The organism is Nonomuraea turcica, from assembly GCF_030718205.1.
GTDB lineage: Bacteria > Actinomycetota > Actinomycetes > Streptosporangiales > Streptosporangiaceae > Nonomuraea.
In genome coordinates this window covers 231,858-248,449 of sequence record NZ_JAUZQF010000004.1, presented here as the reverse complement: position 1 = coordinate 248,449, position 16,592 = coordinate 231,858, and the positions used below count along the sequence as shown (strand labels likewise).

Below are 16,592 nucleotides of genomic sequence, written 5' to 3'. Positions count from 1 at the left end.
TAGTTGCTCGAATACGGATAGTAATATCTGCCTCGTCTACATATTGCCTTCTGCATCGTCGTATGGCCATGTCAATGCATGTGCGGCCCCCTTGCGTAGCTCTACGGTTGGGGACGCCGCGCAGCCGAGGGGCCGGACATCTTCGGAGGGGTGGGTGTCCGGCTCCGGGCGCGCGGCAGCGGGCTCGAGCCGCGCAGGGCTCGGGCCCGCCCAAGGCACAGAGGGCTCCATAGATCGGTGGACGCTGCGCCGTCCGGGGCGGTCGTACGTTGGCGGATATGCAGCCCGACGCCTCGGCCACCGTGATCAGCGAGGTGTTCCACCGGGCCTACGAGCGCGGTGACCGGCCGGCGCTGGTCGACCTGCGCGGCGGCCACGTCTACGGCTATCGGCGGCTGGTGACCGACGTGACCAGGGCGGCGTCCGGGCTCGTGCGCGGGGGCGCCAGACGCGACCAGGTCGTGGCCGTGCACGTGTCGACGGCGGGGGCGCAGACGCTGGCCGTGCACACGGTGCTGGCTGCCGGAGGGGTGGCTGCGCCCATCGACCCCGCGCTCGGCGCCGAGGACATGGCCGCCTGGCTGCTGGCCTGCGACGCACGCACTTTGATCACCACACCCGACCTGGCCGAGACGGCGAGGCAGGCGGCGCGCGGATCCCGGGTGCGGCAGGTCGTCTCGCTCGGTGCGGCGCTCGAGGCGATCGACTTCCGCACCCTGCTCACGCTGGAGCCCATCGCGCTGCCCGCGCTCGACGCCGCGCACCAGGACGCGTTGCTGCTGGCCGACGGCCGCCGCATGTCGCACGCGGCGCTGCTGGCCAGGATGGCCGAGCTCGACCGGCCCGTACGCCTGGCCGAGTCCGACGTGGTGCTGACCACGTGGCGGCCCGACGGCGGCTGCGACCTGCTCGCCCTCGTCGGTCTCGGCATGTCGAAGGGCGCTCTGGTGGTGGCCGCAGGTGATGATCTACCCGGCGGTATCCACGATTTCGCCGTCACCGTGGTGGCGGGCACCGACGGCAGCCTGCAGCGCGTCCGCGGGAGCGCTCAAGGGGTCGCCCTTTAAGGAGTGGCAGGGTGGAGGAGCGGCTCGCCGCGCACGTAGCGGGCCACGTCCGCGGCCACGATCGCGGCCGCCTTCATCGCCGTCTCCTTGCTGGCCCCGGCCAGGTGCGGGCTCATGATCAGGTTCGGCGTCGTGAGTAGGCGTGAGCCCGGCGGGATCGGCTCCTCGGGGAAGACGTCCATCGCGGCGCCGAACAGGTGACCGGAATCCAGCGCGTCGCACATCGCGTCGTAGTCCAGCAGTGCGCCGCGGGCGCAGTTGACCAGGACCGAACCGCGCGGCATGGTGGCGAGCTCGGCCGCGCCGATCATGCCGGCGGTCTCCGGGGTGGCGCGGGCGTGCAGGGAGACGAAGCGGGAGCGGCGCAGCAGCTCGTCGAGCTCCACCCGGCCGGGCACGTCGACGTACGGGTCGTGGACGAGGACGCTCGCGCCGAAGCCCTCCAGCATGCGGGCCACGCGGCGGCCGATCGCGCCGTAGCCGACCAGGCCGACCGTGCTGCCGTCCAGCTCGGGGCCGACGTTGTCGTACATGTAGTAGTCGCCCCGCCACACGCCTGTGGCGAGATCGGCGTGGGTCTGGGGGATCCTGCGGGTGGCGGCCAGCAACATGGCGAGCGTGTGCTCGGCGGTGGCGACCGCGTTGCGGCCGGGCGCGTACGTCACCGCAACGCCGGCCTGCGCCGCAGCCTCCAGATTCGCGTTCACCGGGCCGCCCCGGCTGACGCAGAACAGTCGCAGGTCGGGAGAGGCGTCCAGGACCCGCTTGGTCAGGGGAGCCATCTGGGTCACGCAGACCTCGACGCCGCGGAGCGCCTCGATCAGCTCGTCCTCCACGTCCGAGGCCTCGTCCACCTCGCCGACCCGGCCGAACGGCTGCACAGGCCAGGGCAGCGTCAGCTCGCGGATGTCCACCTCGCCAGGGACCTCGCGCCTGAGCGCGTCGATGAGCAGGCGGTTCTGGACGAAGTGGTCGCCTGCGACAAGGACTCGGGTGGTCAACGAACGGCTCCAATCGGGGAGTTGTACTGCAGCAACGCGGCCCGCCCGCCCTCATCACGCAGACGCAGCTCGGTCAGCGCGCAGTTGTCCAGACGCGGGAACAACCGCCGGTACTCGCCGAGCGGCACGCCGATCAGCCGGCACAGGGTCAGCCTGATCGCGGTCGTGTGCGCGACCACCAGCACTCGGCCGCCCGGGTGGGCGGCGGCGATGTCGTGCAGGGCCGCGACGAAGCGGGCGGCGGCCCCGTGCGGGTCCTCGCCGCCGGGCAGCGGGTGCCCGGCGGGGTCGGCCTCGAAGGCGGCGCGTGCCCCGGGGAACCGTTCAGCCATCTCGGCCGAGGTCAGGCCCTCTCCCTCCCCGAAGTCCAGCTCGTGCAGCCGGGGGTCGGTCCGGAGTGCCACGCCGGCTTTGGCCGCGCTCGCCTCGGCGGTGATCCTGGCGCGGCTGAGCGTGGAGGACCATACCGCCGACAGGCCCGCTCGTGCCGCCCATTCGGCTAGCTGGGCGGCCTGGGCGTGGCCGCGCGGGGTGAGCTCGATGTCGCTGACGCCGGCGTAGCGGTTCTCGGCGTGCCAGACGGTCTCGCCGTGGCGGACGAGCACGAGGTCGGTCATCGGGCGGTCCTCTCGCGGGCGTGTCGCGCGGCCTGTTCCTGAAGCCAGCCGCGTCGTTCCAGCTCGGCGACGAAGCGCAGGTACGGCTCACGCAGGTCGGTGCGTGACGGTTCCACTGTCGCGCGGGTCCTGATCATCCGGCTGGGGTCGCCGCCGGCCAGGACGGCCATGCCCAGCGCGGGCTCGGCGTTCTCGCGCAGCGTCACGGGACGTCCCAGGACGTCCGCCCTCAGCTGGTTCCAGAAGGCGCTGCGCGTGGCGCCGCCGGTCAGGATCACCTCGCCGTCCACAGGAGCGCCGAGGAGGTCGAGATGGTCGAAGCAGAGGCGCTCGACGAAGGCCGCCCCGAGGAGGATGGCCGCATAACGTTCGACGTCGTCGGCCGGTTCACCGAGCGTGAAGGACTCGGCGTCGGGCGCGTCGAACGGGAAGCGCTCACCGCGCGACACGAGCGGGTAGGTCACGGGCACGAAGAGGGGCCCTTCGGACGTGACGCCAAAGCGCGCCGCGGCCTGCGTGCTCAGCGCGTCCAGATCGCGGCCGGGCAGGTCGCGGGTCAGGGCGCCCGCGCCTGTGCTCGAAGCGCCGCCGGGCAGCCAGGAGCCGTCGGGGGCGCGGTGCGAATACACCACGCCGAGCGGGTCGTGGAGCAGCTCCTTCGTCACGCCCTTGAGCACCAGCGTCGTGCCCAGCACCGAGTTCCAGCTGCCGGTCCGGGTGGCGCCCGCGCCGAGCTGGGCCGCGCAGCCGTCCGTCATCCCGGCGATCACCGGTGTGCCCGCCGGGAGGCCGGTCTCCTCGGCGGCCGCCGCGCAGACCACCCCCAACTGGGTGCCCGGACGTACGACCTCGGGGAGGATCTCCGGAGGCACCAGGTCCAGCACTTCGGCGGGCCAGCGCTCCTCGATCAGGTCCACACCGGTCTTGAGCGCGTTGCTCAGGTCCGTAGGCACCTCGTGCCCGACCAGCCGCCGGTTCACGAAGTCGTTCTGGTGCGCCGGCCGGGCCCCGGCCGGAGCGTCCCTGAGCAGCCACAGCAGCTTCGGCAGCGCCCAGTTGGGCTGCATCCGGCGGTACCCGAGCCGCTCCCACACGGGCGCGCCCACCTCGTTGACCCGTTCGGCGTCGGCTCGTCGGTCGTCGTACATGAGCGCCGGGGTCAGCGGCCGGCCGGCCGCGTCCGTGAGCAGGATCGTTCCAGAGGTGGCGGCCACGGCCACGCCCGCCACCAGAGAAGAGGGCACGTCGCGCAGCGCCTCGCGGGTGGCGGCGGCCAGCGCGCGCCACCACTCCTCGGGGTCCTGCTCGTGGCGGGGCCCGTCGCGGCGGCTGGTCAGCGGGCGACCGGCCGCGCCGAGCACCTCGCCGCCCTCGCCGACGGCCATCGCCCGCACGCTCTGCGTGCCGAGGTCGATGCCGATCCAGACGCTCATGAACGGTCCCTCAGCTCGCCCAGCAGCGGCCACGAACCGGCGTTGGCCTCGCGCAGGGTCAGGAAGTCGGCGAACATCCGCGCGTAGAAGTCCTGCCGCCCGGGGTCGGGCTCGACCGCGTCGCGCAGGCGTACGTGATCGGCCGCCGCCGCGGCCACCGACGGCGCGGCGCCCGTGGCGGCCAGGCCCACCAGGTACGCGCCCCGCGCCCCCACCTCGGCGTCGGCCGAGCGCCGCACCGGCAGCCCGGTGACGTCGGCGATCATCCCGAGCCAGGCGGCGTTGGCGGATCCGCCTCCGCACACGCGCAGCTCCGTGGGCGCGGCGCCGGTGGCCGCCAGGCAGTCCTTGATCACCATGGTGAGCCCTTCGAGTGCCGCCCGCGCGACGTGCTCACGGCCGTGTTCGAACGACATGCCGAGCATCGCGCCCCGGGCAAGGGGGTCGGTGAAGGGCGCCCGCTCGCCGGCCGGCGACAGGTAAGGCAGGAACGTCAGCCCGCCCGCTCCCGGCGCGCTCAGCCCGGCCAGCTCGCCCAGCTCCGCAGGCTCGCGCAACCCCAGCAGGCGGCACGTCCACTGCACCACCTCCGTGCCCGCGAACGTGGGGAACGCCCGCAGGTAGCCGCCGGGCAACGCGATCGTGATGCCGATCGGCTCGCCGTCCAGCTCGGGAGAGCCGACGACGACCTCTGTGCACAGCGTGGTCCCGAGGATGCCGCACGCCTGCCCGGGCGCGACCGCGCCCGCGCCCAGCGCCGTCGCGGCGATGTCGTACGGGGCCATGACGACCGGCGTCCCCGGGGTCAGCGCCAGCGCCCGCGCCGCATCCGGGGTGAGCTCGGCGACGGGGCAGGAGCGGACCGGTGGAAGGAGCCGCTCGGCCTGCTCCAGGCCGAACAGGGTGAGCAGGTCGGGGGAGTACGCCCGTGCCCGCAGGTCCATGAACGGAGCCGAGGCGTCCGACTCATCCGCCACCAGCTCCCCGGTCAGCTTCGCGAAGATCCAGCCGCCGCAGGTGAGCATGGCGGCCGACCGGTCCAGTCGCTGGGGGTCGTGGGCGCGCAGCCAGGTCAGGATCGCGTGCGGCAGCCCGGAGGCGGCCGAGGAGCCGTTGATCCGGAAGGCCGCCGCGGCCCGTCCCTCCCGCGTCCAGGAGTCCACGGTCGCCGCCGCGCGGGCGTCGTTCCACAGGATGGCCGGACCGGTGGGCTCGAGATCCGCGCCGACCAGCCAGCAGCCGTCGCCCTGGGCCGTCACGGCCAGGAAGTCGACGTTCCCGGTCGCGACCTCGCGGACCGTGGCCGCGACCGCGTCCCAGACCGCGCGCATGTCCTGCTCGGCGTGGCCGGGCGCGGGCCTGGACACCACGGTTTCGCGCCGGGCGACGGCCGACTCCGCGCCCGCGGCGTCGTACGCGACCGCCTTGATGACGGTGGTCCCCGCGTCCACGCAGATGATCGCCATCAGGCCCTGCCGTGCGAGGTCCTCGACCGGCGCGACACCGAGTCGACGATCACCGCGAGCAGCAGCACCGCGCCGGTGACCACGAACCGGATCGAGGAGTCGAGGTTGAGCAGCGTGAGGCCGCTGGAGATCGACTGGATCACGATGATCCCGAGCAGCGCGCCGAAGGCCGTGCCGCGCCCGCCGAACAGGCTCGTCCCGCCGATCACGGCCGCCGCGATCGCGTTGAGGTTGACGTCGCCCGCGCCGCTACTCTGGTTGGCCGCCGCCAGCCTGGCCGCGGCCAGGATGCCGCCGACCGCCGCGAACGTCGAGCACAACACGAACACCGAGGTGTAGATCGCCTTGACGTTGATGCCCGCCCGGCGCGCGGCCTCCACGTTGCCGCCCACGGCGTAGACCGCCCGGCCCCATTTCGTCCGCGACAGCAGGTAGTGCATGATCAGCACGAGCGCGACGAAGAAGACGAACATCCAGCCGACGCCGCGCGTCTGGCCGAGATACCAGACCACGAAGGCCAGCACCGCCAGCAGCGCCGCGCTCCTGAGCGCCAGCGTGGACACACTCTTGGCCGACAGCCCCGCCCGGCGCCGCTCCCGCGCGTGCAGGTAGCCGCTGGCGAACAGCCAGACCGCGGCGATCAGCGCGAACGTGTACGACAACCAGGCCGGCACGAAGTCCAGCTGCGCGAAGTTCACCAGTCCCGAGTCGAACGGCAGGTTGATCGACCCCTTCGTGCCCAGCACGTACAGCTGGAGCCCGAGGAAGGCCAGCAGCCCGGCCAGCGTGATCACGAAGCTGGGCACCCCGAACCTGTTGAACAGCTGCCCGTACAGCCATCCGATCACGGCGCCCATGATGACCGAGGCCGCGACGGCCAGCCAGACCGGCAGCCCCTCGCCCACGAACAGCACCGCGAGCACCGCGCCCGACAGCCCGCTCACCGAGCCGACCGACAGGTCGATCTGGCCCACGAGCAGCACACACACGATGCCGAGCGCGATGACGCCGACGGCGGCCGATTCGAGGGTGAGGTTCACCAGGTTCGCGCTGGACAGGAAGACCGGGTTGAGCACCTGCAGAACCGTCCAGATGACCACGAGCCCGACCACGACCGGGATGACGCCCAGGTCGCCGCCGCGGGCCCGCTCGACCACGTCGGCGAGCGCGCCGCGCAGCCCGTCGCGGTCTTGGAGCCGCTCGTCCTGCCGGTCGGTCGCCGTGCTCATGGGCTCACCCGGTGAGGCGGGCTCGGTCGCCGCATGCCGTCGCGTGCTCATGAGGGCTTCCTTTCCTGCGCCCGAGCCGCCCGCTGGGAGACCGCGTTGTCGCTGGCGCCGGTGATGGCGGCGATGATGTCCTCGGTGGAGACCTCGCCCACGTCGAACACGCCGTTGTTGCGGCCGAGCCGCAGCACCGCCACGGTGTCGGCGACGGCCTTCACGTCCGCCATGTTGTGGCTGATCATGATGACGCCCAGGCCGCTCTCCCGCAGCCGCTCGACCAGGTTAAGCACCTCGGCCGTCTGCGCGACGCCGAGCGCGGCGGTGGGCTCGTCGAGGATGATGACCTTCGGATCGCCGAGCAGCGACCTGGCGATGGCGACCGTCTGCCGCTGGCCGCCGGACAGCGCCGCGACCGGCACCCGCACGCTCGGGATCTTGGCTGAGAGCTGGCGGAGCAGCTCCCACGAGCGGGTCTCCATGGCCACGTCGTTCAGCCGCAGCGGGCGGACCTCCTGGCCGAGGAACAGGTTCTGGATGACGTTGAGGTTCTCGCACAGCGCCAGGTCCTGGAAGACCGTGGCGATGCCGAGCTTGTGCGCGGCGGCCGGCGTGGGGATGTCGACCTCGCGGCCCTCGAAGGTGATCGTGCCGGAGTCCTGCGGGTGCACCCCCGACAGGATCTTGACCAGCGTCGACTTGCCTGCGCCGTTGTCGCCGACGACCGCCACGACCTGACCGGCGGCCACGTCGAGGTCGACGCCGGTGAGCGCGGCCACCGCGCCGAAGGTCTTGCTGATTCCGCGGAGCGAAAGAACGTTCATCACTTGATTCCGAGCTCGGCACAGCCCTTGGCATACGCGCCGGTGCAGATCTCGGTGGCCTTCATGATGCCGCCGTCGAACAACACTTCCTTGATGTTCTCCTTGGTCACGACCGTGGGGGTGAACAGCTCGGACGGCGTGTTGTAAAGCGTGGTCTTGCCGGCGGGCTTCTTGCCCTGCATGAACTCCCAGGCCACGTTCGCCGACGCCTCAGCCACGATCTTGATGGGCTTGGAGATCGTGTTGTACTGGTCGCCGGCGATGATGCGCTGCGCGGCGGCCGGCTCGGCGTCGTTGCCGGTGATCGGCGGCACCTGCACACCCGCGGCCTTGAACGCGGCGATCGAGCCGCCGCCGGTGCCGTCGTTGGCCGCGACCACGCCGGCGATCTGGTCCTTGAACTGCGTGATCTGGCCGCTCACCCAGGTCTGCGCCTTCTCCGGCTGCCAGTCGGGGGTGTCGTACTCGGCCAGCAGCTTGAAGCCGCTCGGGTCGACCGCGCTGTGGATACCCTTCTTGATCAGCCCGGCCGCGGCGTCCGTCGGGGAGCCGTTGACCTGGAGGATCCCGCCCTCGGCGTTCTCCTTCTTCAGGTGGTCCACCAGGGACTGGGCGATCATCGCACCGATCTTCTCGTTGTCGAACGAGATGTAGTAGTCGGCCGGTGTGGCCGGGATCGGCCGGTCGTAAGCGATGACCGGCACCTGCTGCGACTGCGCCGACTTGACGATGGTGGCCGCGGCGGCGGAGTCGACGGGGTCGAGCACGATGGCCTTGACACCCTGAGCGAGCGCGGAGTTGGCCTGTTGCTGCTGCTTGGCGGCGTCGGAGTCGGCGTTCTGGTAGATGACCTCACAGGTCGGGCACAGCTGCTTCATCTTCGCTTCGAACAGCGGCTTGTCCTGCAGCTCGTACCTGGTCGACGCGAGGTCGGGCATGAGGAATGCGACCTTGGCGTTCTGCAGGTCGCCGCCGCCGGTGTTCCCGCCGCCAGTGTTACCGCCGGCTGAGCCGGAGCCTGAGCCGCACGCCGCCAGCGTCGAGGCCAGCACTGCCACTGCGGCGAACGCGGAGGTCCGCATCTGAGCTCTGTTCACGGATTCGTTCCTCACTCGCTATGTCCTCGCGGACGGATCCAAACGCTCGCTGCCCCCGAGCCACGGGCATGCCCTCACGTGGGGGAAATCCCGTGGTGCGGCACACGTTAGCGCGCGTTCAGAAACTTTGTCCAGCACAGATGTTCAGAGCTGGCGAGCGGCTGCCACCAGGCCTTCCGCGGTGGGCGTATCCGTGACGAGCTGCTTGAAGTAGCCGCCCCTGGCGCCGGCGACGATCGACAGGACCTTCTCCGCGCCCACGGCCACCGCGATCACGGCGGGGATGCGGCGCAGCTCCTCCAGGTTCGTGGCCACCAGCCGCTCGCCGCCCGGATAGGTGATCGGGGCGCCGTTGCGGTCGTAGACCCGCATGCACACGTCGCCCACGGCCTCGCGCAGGCTGTCGGCGTCGCGCGGCATGAGTGAGGGCACCATCTGCCGCATCAACGGCGGCGAGCCGACGCCGACGATCGCGCACTTGGCATGCGCCCACAGGTCCATGACGCGGCGTACAGACGGCTCGTGCTGCAGGGAGTAGAACAGCTCAGGGCCGGGCAGGGCGGGGGCGTAGAGGTAGGCGGGCACGCCGCCGACGCGTTCGGCCAGGATGCGGGTGGTCTCGTTGGTCTGGAACCAGGGCTGCGGCTCCTCCTGTCCGCCGACCGCGGGCGCGATCGTGACGCCGGGGAAGCGGCCGAGCCCCTCGCGGGCGCACTCGTAAACGGTGCTGCCGGAGGAGACGAGCACGACGTCGCCGGATGCCAGGCCCACGGCGGCCAGCGCGCGGGCCACGCCGGGCGCCAGCCAGGGGCCCAGCGCCGGGCCGCTGACCTTGGGTACCAGGAAGACGCGCTCCAGGCCGAGCGCCTGCGCGACCTCGTCGGCCAGCGGGCCCTCCGCCAGCGCGGCGGAACGGTGCACCTTGATCTCGACGATGCCCTGCTTGCGCGCCTCGGTGAGCAGCCTGCTCACCGTCGCCCTGGAGACGCCGAGCCGCTGGGCGATGTCACCCTGCGTGGCGTCCTCCATGTAATACTGCTGCGCCGCCGCGTACATCAGCTCATGCGGGAACCTGGCCTGCTGCGCGTCCGGGGCGACGTCGGCGGCATTCATGCACGCGCTCCTCGTGAACAAGCTTGCTGAACTGATGTGCAACGACTATACCCGTGTGCTCTCCGGAGAGAAGGCTAGTCGTTGATCATGATCAGCGGGCCGGGTGCGGCGCGGGTGACGGGCGCAGCACGCCGGCCAGGGCCAGCGCCACCAGGATGCCCCCGCCGCCCGCGACCGCGATCGCGGGGCCAGGCCCGATCGCCTCGCCCAGCACCCCGACCAGGGTCGCGCCGACCGCCTGGCCGGTCATCAGCCCGGCGGACTGCAGCCCGAACGCCTGCCCGCGCACCTCCTCGGGCACCGCGTCCACGAACCGCCGCTGCAACCCCAGCTGGTACGCCAGCCCGGCCGTCGCCACCCCCGCCAGCACGGAGGCCCACACGACCTCCGGCCCGAACGCGTAGCCGATCCAGGGGATCCCCAGGAGCAGTGCCAGGGGCAACGACAACCGCTCGCGCAATGTCGGCGCCGCGAAGCGGCCGACCGCGAACTCGCCGACCGCCATACCGGCCGCGGCCGCCGCCAGCACCACCCCGGCCTGTCCCTCCCCGCCCATGTACGGCACCACCATGGCCTCGGCCCCGGCCAGGCACACACACGGCACCCAGCCGGCCAGCAACAGCCCGCGAACCCGCCCGTCGGCCAGCAGTCGCCGGTTGACCCGCAGTGTCTCCCGTACCGCACCGCCCTTGGCCGCACCCCGCGCCGGCCCGTACGGCAGCCCTACCCGCAGCACCACGGCGGCCACGACCGACAGGCCCGCAGTGACCGCCAGCGCCCCGGAAGGCCCGGCGAAACCCAGGAACGCGCCCCCGACGGCCAGCCCAGCGATCTGCGCGCTCGCCGAGGCGACGTTGAGCACCGAACGCCCCAGCACGAACGCGTCACCCGGCAGCACCTCGGGCAGCATCGCCGCCCGCGCCGCGAAGAACACCGGCGAGAACAGCCCGGTAACCAGCACGAGCGCCAGCAGCCCCCACACCGGCAGCCCCGCGTACGCCAGCAGCAGGCACGTGACCGCCCTGACCAGCTCGCCGGCGATCATCAGCGCCCGTGGCGGCATCCGGTCGGCCAGCGACAACAGGAACAGCCCGCCCAGGATGAACGGCAACCATCCGGCCATGTACGCCGCGGCCGACAGCCCGGGCGAGCCGGTCCGCTCGTAGACCAGCACGGCCAGGGCCAGCATCTTGATCATGTCGCCGGCGATGAGCAGCACGAAGCTGCCGAACAGCACCCGGAACTCCCTGACGGCGAACACCTCGCCGAACGTCGCACCCTTCATGGGACCGATGCTGCGAGCGCCACAGCCATCGGGCGACTTTTTCGGATATAACCGAAAGGTGGTCGTGAGCATCGAGGTCACTCCGCAGGACCTGGTGGCCAGCAGGTTCGCCATCTCGCCGCTGATCGAGACCATGCACGCCCAGTGGGTGCTCGCCGGCAGGGCTGAGGCAGGTGTACACGGCCAGTGGGCCAGGCGGTGGCGGGAGAAGTACCGGGAGCTCGCGCGTGATCATCCCGCCCTCCGGGCGGCCGGGGCGATCAGCGGCAACACAGGCGCCGCCAACGTCGACTTCGTCGCCCCTCCGCCCACGGCCGTGGACGTGCCGTTCGAGGCTGAGCTGGCCTCCATGCGGGCCACGCCGCTGGAGCAGGCGCACGGCGAGATCACCAGGGTGCTGGCCGGGCGGCCGGTTCCCGGCTGGGTCCTTGACCTGCTGCTGGGGCCGCATGTGGTCGAGCGGCTCGCGGATGCGTACGAGGCGCTGTGGACGGAGATCGTCTCCCACGAGTGGCCTCGATTCCGGGCGATCCTCCAGCGCGACGTGGCCCAGCGGGCGGGACGGCTCGCCGCCTACGGCTGGCAGTCGGCGTTGGAGGACCTCAGCCCGCGCGTCCACTGGCGGCGCGGCGGGCGCATCGAGCTCGAGATGAGGTCGATCAGCGGGCCGCGCAGGCTCGGCGGCAAGGGGCTGCTGTTCCTTCCGTCGGCGTTCATGCGCACCATCGCCGTCTACCTGGAGGACGCCTGGCCATACGCGATGATCTACCCCGCCAGAGGAATCGCGGCCGCTCCCGCGGCGCCTGACGCGGACCTGTCGTCGCTGATCGGCCGCAGCCGCGCGCTCATCCTGGCCGAGCTCGCCGAGCCGGCCACGACCACGCAGCTCGCGGCCCTGCTCCGGCAGAGCGTGGGCACCACGGGCGAGCACGTCGCGGCGTTGCGCAGGACGGGCCTGATCACCGGCACCCGTACGGGCCGCAGCGTCCTCTACGCACGCACGCCGCTCGGCGACGCCTTGATCAAGGGAGCTCGCCCGAGCCGCGCGGAATGAGGCGCACGGGGAGCTGGATGTGCTCGGGCGGCCCCACGTCGCCGCGCAGCCGCCGGAACAGCAGCTCGGCCGCCACCCTCCCCATCCAGGACGGATCCTGCGCCACGACCGTCACCCCAGGTTGGAGCAGGTCGGACAGCTCGAAGTCGTCGAAGCCCACCACCGCGATCGGCCGGCCGGCCAGCGCCCGCAGCGTGGTCACGGTGTAGCGGCTGTTGCCGGTGAACAGCGCCGTCGGCGGCCTGTCCAGGGCGAACATCCTGTCCAGGTCCGCCCGCACCCCCTCCAACGTGGGCGGCCGCATGGAGACCAGCCGCGGGTCGTACAGGCCACCGAGGGCCTCCCGGTAGCCGCGGTGCCGCTCGGCGGCGGTGTAGATCGCCAGGTCGTCGCCGAGGAAGGCGATGCGATGATGCCCGTGCCCGAGCAGGTGGCGGATCGCCTGCTCGGCCCCGCCCGCGTTGTCGGCGAGCACGGTGTCCACGTCGAGCCCCGCCCCCGGCGGCCGGTCCGCGAACACCACCTTCGTCCCCGCCTCCAGCTCCGGTCGCAGGTATGTGTGGTCGTCCCCGGCCGGCACCACGATGAGGCCGTCCACCCGGCGGGTGAAGAACGTCTCGACCAGCTCCCGCTCCCTGACCGGCTCCTCCCCGGACGAGCCGGTCAGCAGCAGGCAGTCGTGACCGATCACCACGTCCTCCACGGCCCTGCTCAACCCCGAGTAGAACGGGTCGGCGACGTCCTCGATGACCAGCCCGACCGTGGCCGTCCTGCCTCGGCGCAGCACCCGCGCGCTCTCGTTGCGGCTGTAGCCCAGCCGGTCGATGGCCGCGCGCACCCGTTCGGCGGTGGCCGGGTGCACGCCCGGCTCGCCGTTCACGACGCGCGAGACGGTCTTGAGCGCCACGCCCGCCGCCGTGGCGACGTCCTTCATCGTCGGTCTCACGCCAGGATCATGTCTTACCAGGTAGGGGACAGACAACGTTGTCAAGGCGGCTGTGCGAGAGTGGTCCCCTATGTCGTTGAGATCCGCTGTGCTCGTGGCCGGATTCGTCCTGGCCGCGCTCAACCTGCGGCCCGCCATCGCGGGCGTCTCCCCGCTTCTCGACGAGATCATGAACGATGTCGGCCTCTCGCCCGCGGGCGGTGGCGCGATCACCACGGTCATGGTGATCTGTCTGGGCGTGTTCGGCCCGGTCGCGCCGCTGCTCGCGCGACGCGTCGGGCTCGACCGCATGCTGCTCGCCGGGCTGCTCGTCATCGCCGCCGGAGTCGTGCTCCGCGCTCTTGGCGGCGCGCCGATGCTCTACCTCGGCTCGGCCCTGGCCGCCACCGCGATCGCCGCCATGAACGTGGCCATGCCCGCCGTGGTCAAGCAGCACTTCCCGCTCCGGATCAACCTGATGACGGGCGTCTACGTCTCGGCAGTGGTGGCCGGCGCCGCCACCGCCTCCGCCGTGATGATCCCCCTCGAGCACGCCACCGGGTACGGCTGGCGCGGCGTCTCGGCGCTCCTGGCCGTGCCCGCCCTGCTCGCGGCGCTGCTCTGGCTGCCCCAGGCCCTCGCCAAGCAGGCCGGAGCGCAGAACGGGCCCAGGCCGATCGGCATGGTCCTGCGCAACCGCGTGACCTGGTACGTCACCGCCCTCATGGGCCTGCAGTCGCTCACCTTCTACGTCGTCCTGGCCTGGCTACCGACGATCTTCCTGGACCACGGCCTCCCCGCCGACCAGGCGGGCTACCTGCTCAGCCTCACGAACCTGGTCCAGGTCGCCACCGCGCTCGCGGTCCCGGTGCTGGCCGGTCGGCGGGCCTCGCAGGCGCCGTACGTGGTCGGGGCGGGCCTGCTGACCGTGGCCGGTTACCTCGGCGTGCTGCTGGCCCCGTTGTCCGCGCCGTGGCTGTGGATGATCGTGCTCGGTGTCGGTCAGGGCGCGTCCTTCGCGCTCGCGCTGCTCATCATCGCCCTGCGACCGGCCGACCCCGCCACGGTGACCGCGTTGTCGGCCGTGGCCCAGTCCGTCGGGTATGTGATCGCGGCGCTGGGGCCGATGGTGTTCGGGCTCCTGCGGGAGGTCTCCGGCGGCTGGTCGGTGCCCCTGATCGCGGTGCTGGGGGTGCTGGCGGTGCAGATCTTGGCTGGCTGGTTCGCCGGCCGCCCTGCTACTTTAGGTAAGGCTAACCTTTAGGGGAGGGTGTTCCAGCGTGCTGACCGAGGCGCTTCAGCGTTTGGCCGACGGGCGCGGCGGGGTGATCGGGGTCGAGCCAGGCCTCGTCGTCGAGCCGGACACGAGCTGGACGCCGGTCGCGGAGTTGCTGCGGGAGCCGTACACGCTGCTGGACGGGCTGATCGACGAGACGGCCGGGCGCTGGAACGCGCCACGCCACGTCGGCGCGGCGTTGTTCTGGAAGACCTTCGCCTACTGGCACACCTTGCCGATGGCGCTCGGCTGGGCGCTGGACCGGCGGGTGCCGATCATGCCGCTGCCGGAGACCTATTTCAAGCCGTCCGGCGCCGGGGTGACGATCGCCGCCACCCGCGTGACCTGGGACTCGGGCGCGGGAGCCATCCGTGAGGCGCTGGCGGAGTCGCAAGAACCCCTGGTCCAGGCCATCAGCGCGCGGGCCAAGGTCGGGGAGCGCACGTTGTGGGGCTCCACGGCGGAGGCGTTGGCCCACCCGCTGACGGCCGTCGTGCCCGGCGACTACATGACGTTGCTCAGGGAGATCGGCCGGCCGGTCGACGGGCTGGTGGAGCCCACGGACGACGGATACTTCCGCAGGACCTGCTGTCTGTGGATCACGCTTCCCGACGTCGAGCCCTGCGGAAGCTGCTGCGTCCTCAGGCCACGGCGTCGTCCAGCGGCCTGAGCTCGTCGGCGTAGCTGACGGAAACGCGGCGCATGACACCGGTGCCGTCGATCGAGTATTGCCCGAGCCGCCACAGCGGTGGCGAGTAGGCGTGGATGGACACGCTCTGGTCCACCGCGCCGGTCAGCCGGTGAATGTGGTCGGGCCCGAACGAGAACGACTGTCCCTCCGGCATCACCGTCTCCAGATGCTCGCCGCCGATCCGCGGGTTGCACTCCAGGAGCGCGCCCTTGACCACGTGCACGGCCCCGGAGGAGATGTCGTGGTCGTGCCAGCCTGTGTCGTCCTCGGGGCGCCAGCACAGCACCCAGACGTCCACGTACGCGTCGCGGTGCAGCGAGGCGAAGTGCCGGCCGCCGTCCTCGGGGAACGCCACCAGGTCGCGCCACTCCTCCGGGCGGGCAGCCAGCTGGTCCACCAGGTCGCGCAGCTCGCGCCGGTCGAGCGTGCGCTCCGGGAGCGCGGCACAGGTGCCCCCGTCCTGGATCTGTTTGGTGCTCACTTGCGAGGCTCCTTTCCGTTAAGAAGGCGACGGGGGTTGGTCACGCGGATGGCATGGGCGGCCGCGGCGCCCAGGCCGGGGTCGGGTGCGGTGGCGTAAGGGGCGTCCGAGCCGTTGACCACGACGTCGATGCCCAGCTCGCGGACGATCGCGTCGATCGCGCGCGGGCCGTAGGAGGACGTCTCCACGAAGACGTTTCTGTCGACCAGGCCGCGGACGGTCCCGCCCCTGTTGATCAGGCGTTCGGCGTGCAGCGGCGCCAGGCCGGCCAGCAGCGCGAAGCACACCCGCAGCCGCGGGTGCCTGGGCCTGACGACGGCGCGGAAGTAGTGCCACGCCTGGTGCATCTGCTGGACGTACGGCACGAGCGCCGGCCACCACGGCGGCAGGCCCTCGGCGACCTTCGCCGGACCCGGGTGCACGAGCAACGGCAGGTCGCGGTCGGTGAGCACCTCCAGCAGCCGGTCGTCGGGCACGGCGGTCGCGGGGATCTGCAACCCCGCGCAGCCCCGGTCGAGGTCTTTGGCCAGCCGGTCGGGGTCGGGCTCGCTGTGGCAGGTGGCCGCCCAGGCGCCGAACGGCTCGCCCAGTGCCAGCGCGCCGTCGTGATAGGCGTCCAGCACCGGCCAGCACTCCTCCGGCGGCAGGAACTCGATGCCCAGCGGGCTCGACAGCGACACCAGCGCCAGCTCCAGGCCGGTGGTGTCGCGATGCTCATGGTCGGCCGGATCCACCTCGTACGGAGGCTCGCCGTCGAGGATCAACGTCCACTCGTCGAGGTAGGGCGGGGAGGTGCGGGCCCGCAGCGCGTCGACGAACGACCCTGTCCACAGATGCTGATGCACATCGATGCTCACGCCCACACCTCCCTGTATTTCCTACAAGTATTGCAGGTAAACCTGGTCACCTGCGAATCGAGGCTTGTGAACCGCTTCAGTGATTCGTTTCAGTGAACCGCTTCACGTAGGATCTGTCAATGGGTCTCCCGGTGTGCGCGGCCTGTCCGAGCTGCCCGATTTCCTCGGGAAGCTACGGAGAA

General features: G+C 71.7%; 16 protein-coding genes. 4 read left to right on the top strand and 12 right to left on the bottom strand.

Going from position 1 to position 16,592, the window contains the following annotated elements; genetic code table 11:
* The first annotated feature begins 278 nt into the window (after positions 1-278).
* Positions 279-1,067 (top strand): AMP-binding protein, encoded by a 789-nt coding sequence (locus Q9G87_RS13090; RefSeq protein ID WP_305916579.1) that lies wholly within the window; start codon positions 279-281, stop codon positions 1,065-1,067.
* Here Q9G87_RS13090 and Q9G87_RS13085 read toward each other — a convergent pair.
* The 9 genes from Q9G87_RS13085 to Q9G87_RS13045 form a co-directional block, all read right to left on the bottom strand.
* On the bottom strand, positions 1,064-2,068 hold the full coding sequence (locus Q9G87_RS13085) for a 2-hydroxyacid dehydrogenase (RefSeq protein WP_305916578.1): 1,005 nt from the start codon (positions 2,066-2,068) through the stop codon (positions 1,064-1,066). The genes Q9G87_RS13090 and Q9G87_RS13085 overlap by 4 nt on opposite strands.
* Entirely contained in the window at positions 2,065-2,685 is a 621-nt protein-coding gene (locus Q9G87_RS13080; protein WP_305916577.1) for a histidine phosphatase family protein, read from the bottom strand. The genes Q9G87_RS13085 and Q9G87_RS13080 overlap by 4 nt, the downstream gene beginning before the upstream one ends.
* Positions 2,682-4,118 (bottom strand): FGGY-family carbohydrate kinase, encoded by a 1,437-nt coding sequence (locus Q9G87_RS13075; RefSeq protein ID WP_305916576.1) that lies wholly within the window; start codon positions 4,116-4,118, stop codon positions 2,682-2,684. Before Q9G87_RS13075 ends, Q9G87_RS13080 begins: the two co-directional genes overlap by 4 nt.
* Complete coding sequence (locus tag Q9G87_RS13070) at positions 4,115-5,584, bottom strand: FGGY-family carbohydrate kinase (protein ID WP_305916575.1); 1,470 nt, start codon at positions 5,582-5,584, stop codon at positions 4,115-4,117. The genes Q9G87_RS13075 and Q9G87_RS13070 overlap by 4 nt, the downstream gene beginning before the upstream one ends.
* The gene (locus Q9G87_RS13065) at positions 5,584-6,864 is read right to left on the bottom strand and encodes a sugar ABC transporter permease (protein ID WP_305916574.1); all 1,281 of its coding nucleotides are present in this window, start codon (positions 6,862-6,864) and stop codon (positions 5,584-5,586) included. The genes Q9G87_RS13070 and Q9G87_RS13065 overlap by 1 nt, the downstream gene beginning before the upstream one ends.
* On the bottom strand, positions 6,861-7,631 hold the full coding sequence (locus Q9G87_RS13060; protein WP_305916573.1) for an ATP-binding cassette domain-containing protein: 771 nt from the start codon (positions 7,629-7,631) through the stop codon (positions 6,861-6,863). Before Q9G87_RS13060 ends, Q9G87_RS13065 begins: the two co-directional genes overlap by 4 nt.
* A complete protein-coding gene (locus tag Q9G87_RS13055) occupies positions 7,631-8,728 on the bottom strand; it encodes an ABC transporter substrate-binding protein (protein WP_305916572.1) in 1,098 nt (365 codons plus the stop codon). The genes Q9G87_RS13060 and Q9G87_RS13055 overlap by 1 nt, the downstream gene beginning before the upstream one ends.
* A 144-nt stretch (positions 8,729-8,872) precedes the next feature.
* Positions 8,873-9,841 carry a sugar-binding transcriptional regulator gene (locus Q9G87_RS13050; RefSeq protein WP_305916571.1) on the bottom strand — a complete coding sequence of 323 codons (969 nt, stop codon included), beginning with the start codon at positions 9,839-9,841 and terminating at the stop codon, positions 8,873-8,875.
* 91 nt (positions 9,842-9,932) lie between these two features.
* On the bottom strand, positions 9,933-11,126 hold the full coding sequence (locus Q9G87_RS13045) for an MFS transporter (RefSeq protein ID WP_305916570.1): 1,194 nt from the start codon (positions 11,124-11,126) through the stop codon (positions 9,933-9,935).
* 64 nt (positions 11,127-11,190) lie between these two features.
* Between Q9G87_RS13045 and Q9G87_RS13040 the strand changes: the two genes are divergently transcribed.
* On the top strand, positions 11,191-12,180 hold the full coding sequence (locus tag Q9G87_RS13040; RefSeq protein WP_305916569.1) for a winged helix-turn-helix domain-containing protein: 990 nt from the start codon (positions 11,191-11,193) through the stop codon (positions 12,178-12,180).
* Here the strand turns inward: Q9G87_RS13040 and Q9G87_RS13035 are convergent.
* Positions 12,149-13,126 carry a LacI family DNA-binding transcriptional regulator gene (locus tag Q9G87_RS13035; protein ID WP_371825763.1) on the bottom strand — a complete coding sequence of 326 codons (978 nt, stop codon included), beginning with the start codon at positions 13,124-13,126 and terminating at the stop codon, positions 12,149-12,151. The two genes, Q9G87_RS13040 and Q9G87_RS13035, sit on opposite strands and share 32 nt — an antisense overlap.
* Before the next feature lie 70 nt (positions 13,127-13,196).
* Here Q9G87_RS13035 and Q9G87_RS13030 point away from each other — a divergent pair, with 70 nt between their 5' ends.
* Positions 13,197-14,369: a CynX/NimT family MFS transporter gene (locus tag Q9G87_RS13030; protein ID WP_305916568.1), complete on the top strand. Its 1,173-nt coding sequence runs from the start codon at positions 13,197-13,199 to the stop codon at positions 14,367-14,369.
* A gap of 16 nt (positions 14,370-14,385) precedes the next feature.
* The gene (locus Q9G87_RS13025; RefSeq protein WP_305916567.1) at positions 14,386-15,051 is read left to right on the top strand and encodes a hypothetical protein; all 666 of its coding nucleotides are present in this window, start codon (positions 14,386-14,388) and stop codon (positions 15,049-15,051) included.
* Here Q9G87_RS13025 and Q9G87_RS13020 read toward each other — a convergent pair.
* The gene (locus Q9G87_RS13020) at positions 15,023-15,553 is read right to left on the bottom strand and encodes a cysteine dioxygenase (RefSeq protein WP_305916566.1); all 531 of its coding nucleotides are present in this window, start codon (positions 15,551-15,553) and stop codon (positions 15,023-15,025) included. The two genes, Q9G87_RS13025 and Q9G87_RS13020, sit on opposite strands and share 29 nt — an antisense overlap.
* Complete coding sequence (locus Q9G87_RS13015; RefSeq protein WP_305916565.1) at positions 15,550-16,410, bottom strand: amidohydrolase family protein; 861 nt, start codon at positions 16,408-16,410, stop codon at positions 15,550-15,552. Before Q9G87_RS13015 ends, Q9G87_RS13020 begins: the two co-directional genes overlap by 4 nt.
* Positions 16,411-16,592 lie beyond the last annotated feature (182 nt).